The organism is Streptomyces sp. SID14515 (assembly GCF_010548505.1).
In the GTDB taxonomy this organism is placed as follows: Bacteria; Actinomycetota; Actinomycetes; order Streptomycetales; family Streptomycetaceae; genus Streptomyces; species Streptomyces caviscabies.
The window spans coordinates 12,282-28,633 of record NZ_JAAGMH010000127.1; the positions used below are offsets into that span (position 1 = coordinate 12,282).

Genomic DNA, 16,352 nt, shown 5'->3' on the forward strand with positions numbered 1-16,352 from the left:
CCACATCATCAGCACCTCGCGCCGCTTCCAGCATCGCAGAGGTACAGGGACGGCCACGGCGATCCCAGGCGATCCCAGGGGCCGCCGCCGACCACCGCCGTCGGCGGCCCCTGCCCGCAGCTCTGAGCTACGGATCAGAGGAACGTGGCCTTCCCCGGCCCCTCCTCCACGAAGCTGCGCATCCCCCGCTCGCGGTCCTCCGTGGCGAACAGACCGGAGAACCAGTTCCGCTCGATGGTGAGCCCGGTGTCGAGGTCCGTCTCCAGTCCGGCGTCGATCGACTCCTTGGCCGCGCGCAGCGCCAGCGCGGGGCCCTTGGCCAGCTTGGCGGCCCAGGCGTGTGCCTGCTCGTAGACCTCGGCGGCCGGGACCACCCGGTCGACCAGGCCCAGAGTGAGGGCCTCCTCCGCCTTGACCATGCGGCCGGTGAAGATGAGGTCCTTGGCGCGGGAGGGGCCGATCAGGCGGGCGAGCCGCTGGGTGCCGCCCGCGCCCGGGATCAGGCCGAGGAGGATCTCCGGCTGGCCGAGCTTGGCGTTGTCCGCGGCGATCCGGTAGTCGGCGCAGAGCGTCAGTTCGCAGCCGCCGCCGAGCGCGTAACCGGTGACGGCGGCGACGACCGGCTTGGGGATGCGGGCGACGGCGGTGAAGGCGTCCTGGAGGCCCTTGGACCGGAGCACCATCGCGGTGTGGTCCATCGCCTGCATCTCCTTGATGTCCGCGCCCGCCGCGAACACCTTCTCGCCGCCGTAGAGGATCACGGCGCGCACGTCCTCGCGCCGGGTCGCCTCCTCGGCCAGCTCCCGCAGCCGGTCCTGGATCGCCACGTCCAGGGCGTTCATGGGCGGCCGGTCGATCTGGATGGTGCCGACGCCGTCGCGTACTTCGAGAGTCACAGTCATGCCAAGAGGTTAACCACCGCTAACGCGGGCGGGCCCGGTGCCGTTGGTCACAGCACCGGGCCCGGCCGGGTCGTTCAGGAAGGGGAAGAGGGTTACTTCTTCCACTCCTCCCAGTCCATGTTCCAGCCGTTGAGGCCGTTGTCCGGGGCGATCTGCTTGTCCTTGGAGTTCTTCACGATGACCACGTCGCCGATCATCGACTTGTTGTAGAACCAGGCCGCCGGCGTCTGGTTGTCGTAGCCGCCGCGCACATCGCGCAGACCGACACAGCCGTGGCTGGTGTTGGTGTTGCCGAAGATGGAGGACGCGCCCCAGTAGTTGCCGTGCAGGAAGGTGCCCGAGGTGGACAGCCGCATGGCGTGCGGCACGTCCTTGATGTCGTACTCGCCGCCGAAGCCGACGGTGTCGCCGTTCATCCGGGTCACCTTGAGCTTCTCGCTGATGACCATCTGACCGTTGTACGTGGTCGTCGCCGGAGCGCCCGCGGAGATCGGGATGTCCTTGATCTGCTTGCCGTCGCGGACCACCTTCATCCGCTTGGTGTCCGCGTCGACGGTGGAGACCTGGCTGCGGCCGATGGTGAACTTCACCGTCTTGGCCTGCTTGCCGTAGACGCCCGGCCGGCCCTCGACGCCGTCGAGGTTGAGCTCGACGGTCACCTTGGTGCCCGCCGCCCAGTACTTCTCCGGGCGGAAGTCGAGGCGGTCGTTGCCGAACCAGTGGCCCTCGATCTCGACGGCCGGTTCGGCCGTCACCTTGATCGCCCCCTCTACCGCGGCCGGGTCGGTGATGCCCCGGGTGAAGTGGATGGAGACCGGCATGCCGACCCCGACGGTGGAGCCGTCCTCCGGCGTGTACTGCCCGATGAAGGTGTTCTGCGGCACCAGCGTGGTGAACGTGGTGTCCTTCGCCGACTCACGGCCCTCGGCGTCCTTGGCGACCGCGTGCACCGTGTACTTGGTGGCGGCGGCGAGGTGCCGCTCCGGCGCCCAGCTCGCGCCGTCGGCCGCGATCTCGCCCGCGACCTCGTTGCCCTTGGGATCGGCGACCTTCACCGTGGTCAGCTTGCCCTGCGTGGCGCCGATCTTCAGCGCGCCGCTGGTCGCCACGGACTCCGCGCCGTCCTTGGGCGCGATGGTCACGACCGCCTGCGAAGCGGTCGTGTCCTCCTTCTTCGTACCGCCCGCGGGGCTCTTCTTGTCCTCCGCGTCAGCACTGCCGCCGCACGCCGTCACCAGCAACAGAAGTGCTCCCAGAACCAGGGCCAGAAGCCCCGGTCCGCCGCGCCGCTTCCCGCTCGCCCCGGCCGATGCCCCCGATATCGGCTGCCCGTTCACTGTGGTCGTCTCCCCTCGCACGGCCTGGCCCCGCCATGGCCCGCACCCCCGCGCGCAGAAAATGCGCGTCGCCGCAAGATAATCACATCGCGAGCGGGATGAACTCCCTCCGGAATGTCACCGTTCCGTCCCAACTGGTTCGGGGAGCTGCGCAGGTGGCGCGGGGTGCCGGGGCCGGCCGGAGGGGTCGCCCGGAGGGATGCCCGGATGCCCGGGCACGGGGAGCCTCCGAGGGCTCGGCGGGGCCTCAGCGCAGGGCGGAGCCCGCCTTCCACTTCTTCCAGCCCATGTTCCAGCCGCTGAGCCCGTTGTCCGGTGCGACCTTCTTGTCCTTGGAGTTGACCACCTCGACGACGTCGCCGATCAGGGTCCGGTCGAAGAACCAGCCGCCGGGGGCGGAGCCGCTGCCGCCCTTGGCGTCGCGCAGCCCGATGCAGCCGTGGCTGACGTTCTCCTCGCCGAACACGGACTCGTCGGCCCAGTAGTTGCCGTGCAGGAAGGTGCCGGACTCGGTGAGCCGGATCGCGTGCGGTACGTCCTTGATGTCGTACTCGCCCTTGCCCTTCTTGTCCGTGAATCCGACGGTCGCCCCGTTCATCCGGGTCACCTCGTGCATCTCGGTGACCACCATCTTCCCGTTGTACGTGGTCGTCTTCGGGGCCCCCGCGGTGATCGGGACCGTGCTGACGAGCTCCCCGTCGCGGCGTACCTCCATGGTCTTCTCCTCCGCGTCGACCCGGGAGATCTGGGAGCGGCCGACCGTGAAGACGACGGTCTTGTCCTGGCTGCCGTAGACCCCGGGCGCGCCCTCGACGTCCCGCAGTCCGATGTCGACGGTGACCTCGGTGCCGGGTTTCCAGTACGTCTTCGGGCGGAAGTCGAGCCGGTCCTTGCCGAACCAGTGGCCGGCGACCTCCACCACCGGATCGGACGTCACCCGGATGGCCTTCTCGACCGCCGCCCGGTCGGCGATGGGCCGGTTGAAGGAGAAGGAGACGATCATGCCGGTGCCGACGGTGGACCGGTTCTCCGGTTTGAAGTAGCCGATGAAGCGGTGCTCGGGGACGAGCGTGGTGAACGTGGCGTGCCGGGCGGAGCGCCGCCCCTGTGCGTCCACGGCCACCGCGTCGATGCTGTACTTCGCGGCGAGGGCGAGCCGGGCCACCTTGGGCTCCGGGGCCCAGGAGCGCCCGTCCTCGGCGATGCGCCCGGCCACCGTCTGCTGCTGCGCGTCCTCGATCCGCATGACCTTCACGCTCTCCAGCCGCCCGTCGGGGACCTTCACCGCGATCCGGGTCTCCTCGTCGACGTCCTTGGCGCCGTTCTCGGGGAAGACGCTGATCGCGTCGCCGGGCGATCGCGCCTTGCCGTTGAGCACGGCCTCCCGGGTGTCGGTGCAGCCGGTCAGAAGGGCCAGCACGGTCAGCAGTCCTGCCCATGTCAGCACGGCGGCCGAGCCGGCCCGTGCGCTCTTCGCTGTGTGGTTCACGCTCCCCCAACGACCAGGGCCGGTCGGGGGAAACGTGAGTGCGGGCCGCCCGGTGGGCAGAACAGAGGGGAGGACTACCCCGAAGGGCCGCGGCCGGGACGCCGCGCGCCCCCTCGAAGGTGCCCGTCCTACGAGCCGCGGGAGGCTACACGGTGTCGAGCGCAGCCGAGCAGGAGGCAGTACAGGATCAGGAGCCGGTGCGGGGTCAGGAGCCGGTGCCGGATCCGGACGCGGTGGCCGCCGTGCGGGCGGAGGTCGCCCAGGCGCAGCGCGCTGACGCCGTACGGTCGGGAGCGTCCGCCCCCGCCGTGTGGCCCGGGGCCCCGATGCCGTTGGGGGCCCGCTTCCGGGTCGGGCCGGACGGGGTGGCGGGGACGAACTTCGCGCTGTGGGCGGGCGGGGCCGAGGCGGTCGAGCTGTGTCTGTTCGACGAGCGGGGCGTCGAGACCCGTTGCCCGCTGACCGAGCTCACCCATGAGATCTGGCACGGCTTCGTGCCCGGGGTGCGGCCCGGTCAGCGGTACGGCTACCGGGTGCACGGCCGCTGGGACCCGTGGACGGGGGCCCGTTGGAACGCGGCGAAGCTGCTGCTCGACCCGTACGCCCGTGCGGTCGACGGGACCTTCACCCTGCCGCCCGAGGTGTACGGGCATGTCCGGGACTGGCCGGACCAGCATGTCGCCGACACCGTGCGCGACGACCGGGACTCGGCCCCGTACGTTCCCAAGGGTGTGGTCGTCCACGATGACGACGACTGGGTGGAGGACCGCCGGCCCAAGACCCCGTGGGCCGACTCCGTCATCTACGAGCTGCACGTGCGCGGCTTCACCAAGCTGCACCCGGACATCCCGCCCGAGCTGCGCGGCACGTACGCCGGTCTCGCGCACCCGGCGGCGATCGAGCACCTGACCCGGCTCGGGGTGACCGCCGTCGAACTGCTCCCGGTGCACCAGTTCGCCCACGAGGACCATCTGCTGCGGCGCGGGCTGCACAACCACTGGGGCTACAACTCCATCGGCTACTTCGCCCCGCACGCCGACTACTCCGCGTCCGGCACGGCGGGCGGGCAGGTCGGCGAGTTCAAGCGGATGGTGCGCGCACTGCACGACGCCGGGATCGAGGTGATTCTCGACGTCGTCTACAACCACACGGCGGAGGCGGGCGAGCTCGGCCCGATGCTGTCGCTGCGCGGTATCGACAACCGGGGTTACTACCGCCTCGAGGGCGATCCGCGCCGCTACGCGGACTACACCGGCTGCGGCAACACCCTGCACGTGGTGCAGCCCCAGGTGCTGCGGCTCATCACCGACTCGCTGCGCTACTGGGTCACCGAGATGGGCGTCGACGGCTTCCGCTTCGACCTGGCGGCGGCGCTGGCCCGCTCGATGCACGACGTCGACATGCTCTCGCCGTTCCTCGCGGTGATCGCCCAGGACCCGGTGCTGCGCCGGGTCAAGTTGATCGCCGAGCCGTGGGACGTCGGCAACGGCGGCTACCAGGTGGGGGCGTTCCCGCCGCTGTGGACCGAGTGGAACGACCGCTACCGCGACGCCGTACGGGACTTCTGGCGCGGCGCGCTCCCCGACGTACGGGATCTCGGCTACCGGCTGACCGGCTCCAGCGATCTGTACGCCTGGGGCGGCCGCCGCCCGTACGCCTCGGTCAACTTCGTCACCGCGCACGACGGCTTCACCCTGCGCGACCTGGTCAGCTACGAGCAGAAGCACAACGAGGCCAACGGCGAGGGCAACCGGGACGGGACCAGCGACAACCGGGCGTGGAACTGCGGGGTGGAGGGCGAGAGCGACGATCCGGAGATCAACGCGCTGCGCCGCCGCCAGCTCCGTAACCTGCTGACCACGCTGTTGCTGTCCACCGGGGTGCCGATGCTGGTGGCGGGCGACGAGATGGGCCGGACGCAGGGCGGCAACAACAACGCCTACTGCCAGGACAACGAGACCGGCTGGCTGGACTGGTCGCTGCTGGAGCAGCCGGAGTGGCGGGAGCTGACCGAGCTGACGGCCCGGGTGCTGACCTTGCGCCGGACCCATCCAGTGCTGCGGCGCCGCGCGTTCTTCTCGGGCCGGGCGCAGGCCCCGGACGGGCTGCGGGACCTGGCGTGGTTCGCCCGGGACGGCCGGGAGATGACGGAGGGCGACTGGTACGCACCGGCGGCCACGCTCGGGCTGTACCTCTCGGGCCGGGACATTCCGGGGCGGGACGCGCGGGGCGAGCCGGTGACCGACGACAGCTTCCTGGCGGTGCTGCACGCGGGCGCGGAGCCGGTCGCCTTCGAACTGCCGGGAGCGCCGTGGGCGGACGCCTACGAACTGGTCCTGGACACCTCGCGGGAGGACCAGGCGGAGGCCCCGGGGACGGTCATCGACGGCGGTACGGAGGTGACGGTGCCGGCCCGGTCGGTGCTGCTGCTGCGCGTGGTGGAGCAGCCGGGGCCTCAGCCGAGGATGCCCCGGTCGTAGCCGACGGCGACGGCCGCGGCCCGGTCCTTGGCGCCCAGCTTGGCGAAGATGTGGGTGAGATGGGTCTTCACGGTCGCCTCGCTGATGAACAGCTCGGCGGCGATCTCCCGGTTCGTCGTGCCCCGCGCCACCAGGGCCAGCACCTCGCGCTCGCGGGCCGACAGGGCGGTTCCGGCGGGGTCGGCGGCGGGGGTGCGGACCCGGGTCATCAGCCGGGAGGCGACGGCGGGCGACAGGACGCTGCGCCCGTCGGCGGCGGCCCGGACGGCCGCGAACAGCTCCTCGCGCGGGGCGTCCTTGAGGAGGTAGCCGGTGGCGCCCGCCTCGATCGCGGGCAGGGTGTCGGAGTCGGTGTCGTACGTGGTCAGCACCAGGACCTTCGAGCGCGCGCCGCGCCGGGTCAGCTCCGCGATGGCCGCCACTCCCCCGCCGCCGGGCATCCGCAGGTCCATCAGGACGACGTCCGGGTCGAGCCGCTCGGTGACGGCGAGGGCGTCCACGCCGTCCGCCGCCTCGCCGAGTACCTCGAAGCCGGGGGCGGCGGCGAACATGCCGCGCAGTCCGTCGCGGACGACCGGGTGGTCGTCGACGACGACGAGGCTGATGGTGCGGGCGGGGGTCTCGGTCATGACGGCACCGTACGGGGGCTCGCTCCTGCCTGACCAGGGGCTGCCGCAGGGCCGTTTACTCCTGCCTGACCAGGGGGACCCTGGCGGAGACGGCTGTACCGCCGCCCGGTTCCGACTCCACCTCGACCGCGCCCGCGATGCGTTCCGCGCGGGCCCGCATGCCGCCGAGGCCGAAGCCTCCGGTGCGGCTCGCCGGGGCGGCGGCCGCGGGGTCGAAGCCTCGGCCGTCGTCCCGTACGTCCAGGGTCAGTTCGTCGTCCATGAAGGACAGCGTCACCCCGACCCGTGAGGCGCCGGCGTGCCGCCCGGCGTTGGCCAGGGCCTCGCCCGCGATGCGCAGCAGGGTGGCGGCGATCTCGTCGTGGACCGGTTCGACGGTGCCGGTGACGGTGAAGTCGGCGCGGACGCGGTGCTGTTCGGCCCAGTCGGCGACGGTCTTCTTCAACGCCCCGGCCAGTTCGTCGTGTTCCAGGGCTACGGGGGCCAGGTTGTGCACGGAGCGGCGGGCCTCGCCGAGGCTGTGGCGGGCGAGCGCGGCGGCCCGCTCCAGGTGGAGGCGGGCGGTGGCCGGATCGCTCTCCGTGACGGAGGTGACGACCTGGAGCTGGGCGATGATCCCGGTGAGCCCCTGGGCGAGGGTGTCGTGGATCTCGGCGGCGAGCCTGCGCCGCTCGTCGTCGACCCCGGCCTCACGGGCCTGGACGAGGAGCTGGGCGTGCAGGGCCGCGTTCTCCGCCATGGCCTCCTCCAGCCGGAGGTTGATGCGCTCCAGCTCGGCGATGGTCTCCACCTGGATGCGGGCCTTCTCCTCCTCCCGCATCCCGATGTGCCAGAAGAAGAGGGCGAGGGCGGAGTTGATGAGGTAGAGCGCGCCGAAGGCGACCCAGTTCATCAGGGTGGCGGGCGGCAGTCCGCCGCTCTGCGAACCGGCCAGGGTGACGGCGGTGGCGAGCAGCCCGCCGCGCACGGCCCGTTTGGGCAGCAGGGGTTCGACGTCGAAGTAGCCGAGGGCCGCGTAGATCGCGAAGAACGGGTTGAGCCAGGACAGGGCGAAGGCGAGGACGGTCCGGGCGGCGTAGTAGAACACTCCGGCGGCGGCGCGCGGCGCGGTACGCGGCCGGGCCCGGCCCCACCAGACCTGGAGCCCCAGCGCCGCCGCGACCAGGGCCCCGGCGGCGTACATCTCGGTACGGGTCATGATCAGGTCGGCGGCGACGCCCCCGACGAGGGTGGACAGGGCGAGGACGGCGTAGGGCCCGTACCGGTAGAACTGCTCCCAGCGGTCCTCGATCGTGCGGGGCCCCGTCGCGCCGGACGGGTAAGCGGAGCAGGGCGGCTGCGTCATGCGGGCAGTCTCCGTCACCGCCACCGGAAGAGTCGACCGGCCGCGATGCCCAGGACCACGGTCCACAGCGCGACGACCCCGAGGTACGCCCAGTTCGGCCAGTGGCCGGAGGCGGCCTGGTCCAGGGCCTGCGACGCGGCCCCGAACGGGGTCAGCTGCACGACGCGGCGCAGAGTGTCGGGCATCGCCTGGACGGGCACCCAGACCCCGGCGGTGAACATCATCGCGAGGTAGGCGACCGAACCGACCGCGGTGGCCGCCTTCGTCGTACGGGACAGGGCGCAGATCGTCGCGCCCAGGGCGAGCACGGCGGCGACCGCGAGCAGCAGCGCCAGCGCGTAGCCGAGGAGCTGTCCGGGCGGCGCGACCCCGTAGCCGACGCGGCCGACGGCGACGACCAGCAGCGCCGAGCCGAGGGCGGCCGCGCCGTGCAGGGTGATCTGGGCGGTGAGGAGGGCGGAGGGCCGCACCGGGGTGGTGGACATCCGGCGCAGGATGCCGCGTTCGCGGTACGCGGTGAGGACCGGCGGCATCGCCTGGAGTCCGGCCATGATCATGGCGAGCAGGACCGAGACGGGGACGTAGAGGTCGATGACCCGGCGCCCGCCGAGGTTGTCGTCGGCCTCCTTGAAGGCCGGGACGAAGCCGAGGATCACCAGGAGGACGGTCGGGAAGGCGAGGATCCAGAAGAGGCTGCCCGGTTCACGGAGGAAGAGCCGAGTCTCGGTGAGCAGCACGGCGGCCATGGGGCCGCGACGGCGGGCGGGCGCGGCCGTCTCCGGCGTACGGGTCGGGGCCGGGGCAGAGGTCGGGGGCTGGGCCGGGGTCGATGCGGGGATCGATGCGGGGGTCATGTCAGGCGTCCTGTCCGGTGAGGTGGTTGCCGGTGAGGTCGTTGCCGGTGAGGTCGAGGAAGGCTTCGTCGAGGCTGGTCTCCGTGATCCGCAGCCGCTGGGCGGTGATGCCGAGTTCGGCGAGCAGGGCGATGAGCGGGGTGACGGTGTCGTCGGTGGCGTGCAGGACGAGAACGCCGGCCGCGTCGGGCGGGGTCGCCGAGGCGACGCCCGGCAGCGCGGCGAGCCGGTCCAGCTCGGGCCCGGTCGGGGTGCGGGAGGGGACGAAGGAGACGACGGTGGAGCCGGTGGCCCGCCGGATCAGCCCGGACGGGGTGTCCAGGGCGACGACCTCGCCCCGGTCGATGACGGCGATCCGGTCGCAGAGGCGCTGGGCCTCCTCCATGAAGTGGGTGACGAGCAGCACGGTCACGCCGCTGTCACGGATCTCCTCGATGAGCTTCCAGGTGTCGCGGCGGGCGCGTGGGTCCAGGCCGGTGGTCAGCTCGTCGAGCACGACGACCTTCGGGTTGCCGATCAGGGCGAGCGCGATGAACAAGCGCTGTTTCTGGCCGCCGGAGAGCTTGGCGAAGCGGGTGGTGAGCCGGTCGGCGAGGCCGAGCCGCTCCACGAGCGGCCGCCAGTCGGCGGGGGCTGGGTAGAAGGAGCTGTAGAGCTCCAGCGCCTCCCGTACGGTCAGTTTGGCCTGGAGCTCGCTCTCCTGGAGCTGGGCGCCGAGCAGTTGCGTCACCCGGTCGTGGTCGGCGACCGGGTCGAGCCCGGCGACCCTGACCGTGCCCGCGTCGGGGATGCGCAGGCCCTCCACGCATTCGACGGTGGTGGTCTTGCCCGCCCCGTTGGGGCCGAGGATGCCGAAGATCTCGCCCTCCTCGACGGAGAAGGAGACGCCGTCGACCACGGCACGGCCCGCGTAGGTCTTGCGCACCCCGTTGACTTCGATGATTGCCATGTCCACAGGGTTCCGGCGGGCGGGCGCGGGCGGTATCCGCCGTCACGCTCGACGGCGCATCAGCCGATCGGCTGATGCGGGGGCACGACCCGGCGGACCGGCCGGGAACGCGGTGGGACGGGCGGCGGGGAAAGGGGCTAGGTCCGGCCGAAATTGGGAGGACCGATGTCAGTGGTGAAACGTAGGGTCGGCCCTGATGCCCGAAAAGCCTGCAGAGCGCACGGACCGGTCCGCCGTGCGCTCCCTCCTGCGCCTGTGGCCCTATGTCCGACCCGTGCGGGTACGCCTGTTCACCGCCGCCTTCGTGGCGATCCTGGCGTCCTGTCTGGGGCTGGTGATCCCGCTGGTCCTGAAGTGGATGGTGGACGGACCCGTCGCCGACCGCGATCCGGGCGGGGTGTGGCTGGGGGCGCTGTATCTGCTGCTGCTCGGTCTCGCGGAGGCGCTGCTTTTCGGGTTCCGGCGGTGGCTGGTGGCGCGTCCGCTGGCCGGGGTCGAGGCGTCGATGCGGGCGGATCTGTACCGCCATCTGCAACGGCTTCCGGTCGCCTTCCACGACCGCTGGGCCTCGGGTCAGCTGCTGTCGCGCGGGACGACGGACCTGATGCTGCTGCGGATGTTCCTGGCGTTCCCGCTGACCTTCCTGATCGTCAACACGACGACGATCCTCGTCGGGTTCGTTCTTCTGTTCGCCCAGGACTGGACGCTCGGTCTGGTGCTGCTGGCGCCCGCGGTGCCGCTGATGATCCTGTGCTCGTTGTTCGAGACGAAGTACTCGGTGGTCGCGCGCCGGGCCCAGGACCAGGTCGGCGATCTCACCACGGTCGTCGAGGAGAGCGTGCTGGGCATCCGCATCGTCAAGGGCTTCGGCCGGCACCGCAGCCAGGCGCAGGCCTTCCGGGCGCTGTCGCACCGGCTGCGCACCACGGAGCTGGGCAAGGCCCGGCTGCTCGCCGGGATCTGGGCGCTGATCACCGCCATCCCGGAGCTGGCGATCGGCGCGGCGCTGGTCCTCGGCACGATCCAGGTGGCGGACGGATCGCTGTCCGCCGGCACGCTGGTGGCCTTCCTCTCCACGGCGCTCGCGCTGCGCTGGCCGGTGGAGTCGATCGGCTTCCTGCTGGCGATGAGCCAGGAGTCGGCGACCGCCACCGACCGGTACTTCGAGGTGATGGACGTCCCGGAGGAGCCCGGGGCCGTCGCCGTACGCGAGGACGCTCCGGCCACCGCCGCCGGGATGGTGTTCGAGGGCGTCGAGTTCCGCTATCCGGACGCGGAGCCGGGCTCGCCGCCGGTCCTCGCCGGGATCGACCTGCACATCCGGCCGGGCGAGACGCTGGCCCTCGTCGGGGGTACGGGGTCGGGCAAGACGACGCTGACCGCCCTGGTGCCCCGGCTGCACGAGGCGACCGGCGGGCGGATCACGCTGGACGGCGAGGACATCGCGACGATGGAGCGTTCGCGGCTGCGGGAGCTGGTGTCGGTGGCGTTCGAGGAGCCGACGCTGTTCTCCGCGACGGTCGGCGAGAACGTGACGATGGGCGCGGCGGGCGCGGACGAGGCGCAGGTGCGCCGGGCGCTGTCGGTGGCCCAGGCCGACTTCGTGCACGAGCTGCCGCGCGGGCTGGACACCGAGGTCGGCGAGCAGGGCCTGAGCCTCTCCGGCGGCCAGCGCCAGCGCCTGGCGCTGGCCCGGGCCGTGGTCGGTGAGCCGCGCTTCCTGGTGCTGGACGACCCGCTCTCCGCGCTGGACGTGCACACGGAGACGCTGGTGGAGGCCGCGCTGCGGCAGGTCCTGGAGCGGACGACGGCGGTGGTCGTGGCGCACCGCCCGTCCACCGTGATGCTGGCCGACCGGGTGGCGCTGCTGTCCGGGGGCCGGATCGCCGCCGTCGGCACCCATCAGGAGCTGCTGCGCGACAACGCGGAGTACGCCTGGCTGATGTCGGGCGCCGAGCTCGGCGATCCGGCCCGTACGCGCGAGGGCGCCGGGTTCGCCGACGTCGGCCACGAGGCCGAGCACGAGGGCCGCCGGGGCGCCGTGCCCGAGGCCGAGCACGAGGACCACCGGGCCGCCGTCCGGCAGGTCCCCGCCGAGGAGGGCAGTGCCCGATGACCACGACCACCGATGACGCCTCACGTCCCGCGGCCGATGACGACGGCCTGCGGAAGAAGAGCCCGCCCGCTCCGGAACAGCCGCTCCCCGACGACCCGTTCGACCAGGACGACCTGCCCGCGCCGCCCGGGGCGACGAGATCGCTGCTGTTCTCGCTGCTGGCCCCGATGCGCGGCCGGGTCGCGGTGGCGGCCCTGCTCCTGCTGGTCCAGCAGGTCGCGATGCAGGCGGGCCCGCTGCTGGTGGCGTACGCGATCGACAGCGGGGTTCCGGCGTTCCGGGACCACGACTACGGACCGCTGATCGCGGTCGCCGTCGGCTACGCGCTCTGCTCGGTCGGCGCGGGCGTCCTCCAGTACGGCTTCATCCGGGCCTCCGCCCGGATCAACCAGGACGTGCTGCTCGATCTGCGCGGCCGGATCTTCCGGCACGCGCAGGCGCTCAGCGTCGACTTCCACGAGCGCTACACCTCGGGCCGGCTGATCTCGCGCTCCACGACGGATGTGGAGTCGCTGCGGGAGCTGCTGAGCGAGGGGCTCCAGGAACTGATCGGCGTGGTCCTGTCGTTCGTGTCGATCTCGCTGGTGCTGCTCTGGCTGGACCTGGGCATCGGCGCGATCGCCACGCTCTCCTTCGTACCGCTGTATCTGATGGTCCGGATGTACCGGCGGCGGGCGTCCGTCGCGTTCACGGCGCGATCGACGGCGATCGCGGCGGTGATCGTGAAGTTCGCGGAGACGATGAACGGCATCCGCCCGGTCCAGGCGTTCCGCCGGGAGCGGAGCAACGACGCCGTGTTCGGCACGCTGAACGGCGTCCACGAGCGGCGGAACGGCGACGCGATCCTGGAGATGGCGCGCTATGTCGTCGGCTCGCGGCTGATCGCGAACACGGCGGTGGCCGGGATGGTCCTGTGGGGCGCCTACCGGGTGGCGGACGGGACGCTGGCGCTCGGGGTGCTGGCGGCGGCGGTGCTGTATCTGCGCCGGCTGTACGACCCGATCGACCGGCTGGGCATGTTCCTCAACTCCTACGAGTCGGCGGCCGCCTCGCTGACGAAGATCGCCGGCCTGCTGGCCCAGACGCCGAACGTCCCGGAGGCCGACCACCCCAGGGAGCTGCCGCCGCGCTCCGGCGAACTCCCGGGCCGGGACGTCACGTTCGACGGGGTGCGGTTCGCCTACCGTACGGGCGGCGAGGTGCTGCCCACCTTCGACCTGCACATCCCGGCGGGCCGGACGGTGGCGGTCGTCGGCTCCACGGGCGCGGGCAAGTCGACGCTGGCCAAGCTGCTGGCCCGCTTCTACGACCCGACGGACGGCCGGGTCCTGCTGGACGGCACGGACCTGCGCGACCTGGAGACCGCCGAGCTGCGCCGGGGCGTGGTGATGGTGACGCAGGAGGCGTTCCTGTTCTCCGGGACGGTCGCGGAGAACATCGCGATCGGCCGCCCGGACGCCACCCGCGAGGAGATCGAGCACGCCGCGAAGGCCATCGGCGCGCACGACTTCATCGCCGCCCTGCCGGACGGCTACGACACCGACGTACGCAAGCGGGGCGGCCGGATCTCGGCGGGCCAGCGCCAGTTGGTGGCCTTCGCCCGCGCCCTGCTGGCGAACCCGTCGGTGCTGATCCTGGACGAGGCGACCAGCTCCCTGGACATCCCCGGCGAGCGGGCCGTGCAGCGGGCCATGGACACGGTGCTGCACGGCCGCACGGCGGTGGTGATCGCCCACCGGCTCTCCACGGTGGAGATCGCGGACCGGGTGCTGGTGATGGAGCACGGCCGGATCGTGGAGGACGGCGCACCCGCCGAACTGATCGGCGGGACGGGGCGGTTCGCGGGGCTGCACCGGACGTGGAAGGACAGTCTGGCCTGAGCCGGGGGGCCGGGGCGTGAAACCGCCGCCCGCCCTCCGGCCTCCCCCTTGCCTCACCTATCGAAATTCGATAGATTTCCATCGCATATCGATGGAAGGATGGGCCATGGGAAAGCTGACCGCGCGTGCGCTGCGCGCCGTGCTCGTGGTGGTGCTCACCGGCACCGTGTTCGTACAGGCGTTGATGGTGTGGGCGTTGGTCGGCGGGAACGACCCCGAGGACGGGTCGCTCCCGCTGACCGCGCTGCGCGTGATCACGATCCTGGGCATCGGGACGGCCCAGGTCGTCCTGATCTGCGTATGGCGACTGGTGACGATGGTGCGACGCGGGACCGTGTTCTCCGACGCCGCCTTCCGGTACGTGGACGTCATCATCGGCGCGATCGTCGCGGCCGCGCTCGTATGGTTCGCGGTCACGGCCCTGAACGCGCCCGGCCAGCGGGACGACCCGGGCGTGACCCTCATCATGGGCGGGGTGGGCGTGGCCGTCCTGGGGGTCGCGCTCCTCGTGCTCGTACTGCGGACGCTGCTCGTCCAGGCCGTCGCCCGCGATGTCGAAGCGGCGCAGATGCAGGCCGAGCTGGACGAGGTGATCTGATGCCGATCACCGTCGATATCGACGTGATGCTGGCCAGGCGGAAGATGTCCGTGGGCGAACTCGCGGACCGTGTGGGGATCACGCCCGCCAACCTGGCGGTGCTCAAGAACGGCCGCGCCAAGGCGGTGCGCTTCGCGACGCTCGCCGCGCTCTGCGACGTGCTCGCGTGCCAGCCGGGCGACCTGCTCCGCTGGGAGCCGGAGGACGACGCCGAGGAATCCGGCGAGGACACCGCCGACGGCTGAACCGCGCCCCGGGGATGTACGAGGGGGACGTACGAGGGGGGTGCCGCCCGGCCGGGCGGCACCCCCCTGGCGTCACATCCGTCAGGCGGTCGCGCCGGCCTTGCGGCGCCGTCCGAGGGCGAAGACGACACCGGCGCCGGCGAGGATCGCCACCCCGCCGATGGTCGCGATCAGGGGCAGGTCGGAGTCCGAGCCGGTCTGGGCGAGGGTGCCCTCGGGCTTGATCTCGGTGTTGCCCACGGGCTTGGCCGGGAGCGGCTTCTTGCCGCCTTCCTGGGGCTTCGCCTCGTTCGGGTCGCCCGCTTCGGCGCCTGCGGCCAGGACGTCGAACTCGTAGAAGCCCGGGCTGTCGGCAAGGACGCAGCCGCCCTCGGCGTCGGGGTAGACGCCGGCGGTGATGACGAAGGCGGTGCCCGCCGGGGACTTCTTGGCGACGCTCACCCGCAGGTCGATGGCGAAGGACTCCTTGGCCCGGAGGGAGGTGTGGCCGAGGTAGCCGGAGGCCTCGTTCTCGTCGTCGAGCAGGATGTCCGTCCAGACGCCCGTCTCCGGGTCCTTGAACTGGAGCGTGAGGTGGCCGCTGGAGTCGTTCCACGTCCCCTTGTCGACCTTGGCGGCGAAGACGCCGACGTCGACGCGGTCGTAGGCCTGGTCGCTCTTGTTGGTCACGTTCAGCCGGAAGCCGTGGAAGCCGCTGCCCGCGACGACCTTGGACGGCAGTCCGGAGATCGAGATCCGCACGTTCTCGTCGACCACGGGGTCGCTGTCCTCGTCGCCGCCGTCGCAGATGTCCTCGGGCGAAGTGGCGGAGGGCGAGGGGGTGGTGGCGCTCGTGGAGGGGGACGGGGCGGTCTCCGACTCCTCGGGCGCGGCGGAGGTCTCGCTCTCCTCGGGGGCCGGGGAGCTCTCGGACTCTCCGGGCGCCGGGGACGTCTCGGACTCCTCCGGAGCGGGGGAGGTCTCGGAGCCCTCCGGGGCGGGAGAGCTCGCGGACTCCTCCGGGGCGGGGGAGCTTTCGGTGGCCTCGGGCTGCGGGCCGGGGGTGGCGAGGGCCACGGGGGCCGCGAGAAGGGTGACCGGGGCGAGCACGGCGGTCGCTGCGGCGACGGCCAGGGCGCGGCGGATCTTCATGATTTGAGGTCCTCGGTGAGTCTGGGTGCCGCCGAAGCGGCACGAAGGCTGGGAGGGCCGTCCGGGTTCGAAGGTGGAGGGAGACACGGGTGAGGCCAATGGGTGTGACCGTCAAGGATGGTGCGAGGTTGTATCCGGCCATGGCCGAGATTGCGTGACCCGCCTCACACCCGCGTGCGTCCGTGTGGACTCGGCGGGTGCGATGCCGACGGGATTCGAACCCGCGGACGAGACGGGACAGGTCCGCCCCTGCCTCATCGAGTCGTCGCGGGGAGGACCTTCCCCGCCACGATCGCCTTGGGCCGCTCGGCCACGGCACCGCACCCTGCGGGGCCGCGCGGCCCCGGTCCGCCGATCGTAGGGTGCACGCCGGGCCCGGGCGACCGTATTCGCGCCC

13 protein-coding genes and 1 tRNA gene are annotated in these 16,352 nt (G+C 72.0%); 5 read left to right on the plus strand and 9 right to left on the minus strand.

All coding sequences use genetic code 11. The features are described from left to right. Window positions 1–134: 134 nt before the first annotated feature. The 3 genes from G3I54_RS30275 to G3I54_RS30285 all read right to left on the minus strand — a co-directional run bounded on the left by G3I54_RS30275 (window position 135) and on the right by G3I54_RS30285 (window position 3,728). Window positions 135–902, minus strand: coding sequence for an enoyl-CoA hydratase-related protein (locus G3I54_RS30275; RefSeq protein WP_164619189.1), 768 nt, complete (start codon window positions 900–902; stop codon window positions 135–137). 92 nt (window positions 903–994) lie between these two features. Next, the gene (locus tag G3I54_RS30280; RefSeq protein ID WP_164619191.1) at window positions 995–2,239 is read right to left on the minus strand and encodes an Ig-like domain-containing protein; all 1,245 of its coding nucleotides are present in this window, start codon (window positions 2,237–2,239) and stop codon (window positions 995–997) included. Between the two features lie 247 nt (window positions 2,240–2,486). Beyond that, a complete protein-coding gene (locus G3I54_RS30285; RefSeq protein WP_164619193.1) occupies window positions 2,487–3,728 on the minus strand; it encodes an Ig-like domain-containing protein in 1,242 nt (413 codons plus the stop codon). 152 nt (window positions 3,729–3,880) lie between these two features. Here G3I54_RS30285 and glgX point away from each other — a divergent pair, with 152 nt between their 5' ends. Further along, on the plus strand, window positions 3,881–6,208 hold the full coding sequence (gene glgX, locus G3I54_RS30290; protein ID WP_164619195.1) for a glycogen debranching protein GlgX: 2,328 nt from the start codon (window positions 3,881–3,883) through the stop codon (window positions 6,206–6,208). On the opposite strand, the gene G3I54_RS30295 is transcribed toward glgX, so the two are convergent. From G3I54_RS30295 to G3I54_RS30310, 4 genes are all read right to left on the minus strand, one after another. Further along, entirely contained in the window at window positions 6,184–6,837 is a 654-nt protein-coding gene (locus G3I54_RS30295; protein WP_164619197.1) for a response regulator transcription factor, read from the minus strand. The two genes, glgX and G3I54_RS30295, sit on opposite strands and share 25 nt — an antisense overlap. Window positions 6,838–6,892: 55 nt before the next feature. Then, window positions 6,893–8,182, minus strand: a complete 1,290-nt coding sequence (locus tag G3I54_RS30300) for a sensor histidine kinase (protein WP_164619199.1) — start codon at window positions 8,180–8,182, stop codon at window positions 6,893–6,895. A 14-nt stretch (window positions 8,183–8,196) separates the two neighbouring features. Beyond that, window positions 8,197–8,928: an ABC transporter permease gene (locus tag G3I54_RS30305; protein ID WP_164619229.1), complete on the minus strand. Its 732-nt coding sequence runs from the start codon at window positions 8,926–8,928 to the stop codon at window positions 8,197–8,199. A 109-nt stretch (window positions 8,929–9,037) separates the two neighbouring features. Continuing rightward, the gene (locus G3I54_RS30310; protein ID WP_164619201.1) at window positions 9,038–9,985 is read right to left on the minus strand and encodes an ABC transporter ATP-binding protein; all 948 of its coding nucleotides are present in this window, start codon (window positions 9,983–9,985) and stop codon (window positions 9,038–9,040) included. A gap of 196 nt (window positions 9,986–10,181) precedes the next feature. Here G3I54_RS30310 and G3I54_RS30315 point away from each other — a divergent pair, with 196 nt between their 5' ends. From G3I54_RS30315 to G3I54_RS30330, 4 genes are all read left to right on the plus strand, one after another. Then, window positions 10,182–12,101, plus strand: coding sequence for an ABC transporter ATP-binding protein (locus tag G3I54_RS30315; RefSeq protein ID WP_164619203.1), 1,920 nt, complete (start codon window positions 10,182–10,184; stop codon window positions 12,099–12,101). Next, entirely contained in the window at window positions 12,098–13,981 is a 1,884-nt protein-coding gene (locus G3I54_RS30320; RefSeq protein WP_164619206.1) for an ABC transporter ATP-binding protein, read from the plus strand. Before G3I54_RS30315 ends, G3I54_RS30320 begins: the two co-directional genes overlap by 4 nt. Window positions 13,982–14,087: 106 nt before the next feature. Then, a complete protein-coding gene (locus tag G3I54_RS30325; RefSeq protein ID WP_164619208.1) occupies window positions 14,088–14,579 on the plus strand; it encodes a DUF2975 domain-containing protein in 492 nt (163 codons plus the stop codon). Then, complete coding sequence (locus G3I54_RS30330; RefSeq protein WP_137233565.1) at window positions 14,579–14,824, plus strand: helix-turn-helix transcriptional regulator; 246 nt, start codon at window positions 14,579–14,581, stop codon at window positions 14,822–14,824. The genes G3I54_RS30325 and G3I54_RS30330 overlap by 1 nt, the downstream gene beginning before the upstream one ends. An 81-nt stretch (window positions 14,825–14,905) precedes the next feature. On the opposite strand, the gene G3I54_RS30335 is transcribed toward G3I54_RS30330, so the two are convergent. Together G3I54_RS30335 and G3I54_RS30340 are read right to left on the minus strand one after the other, a co-directional pair. Continuing rightward, window positions 14,906–15,955: an LPXTG cell wall anchor domain-containing protein gene (locus tag G3I54_RS30335; RefSeq protein WP_164619211.1), complete on the minus strand. Its 1,050-nt coding sequence runs from the start codon at window positions 15,953–15,955 to the stop codon at window positions 14,906–14,908. A gap of 200 nt (window positions 15,956–16,155) precedes the next feature. After that, a tRNA-OTHER gene (locus G3I54_RS30340) sits at window positions 16,156–16,275 on the minus strand. Between the last annotated feature and the right edge of the window lie 77 nt (window positions 16,276–16,352).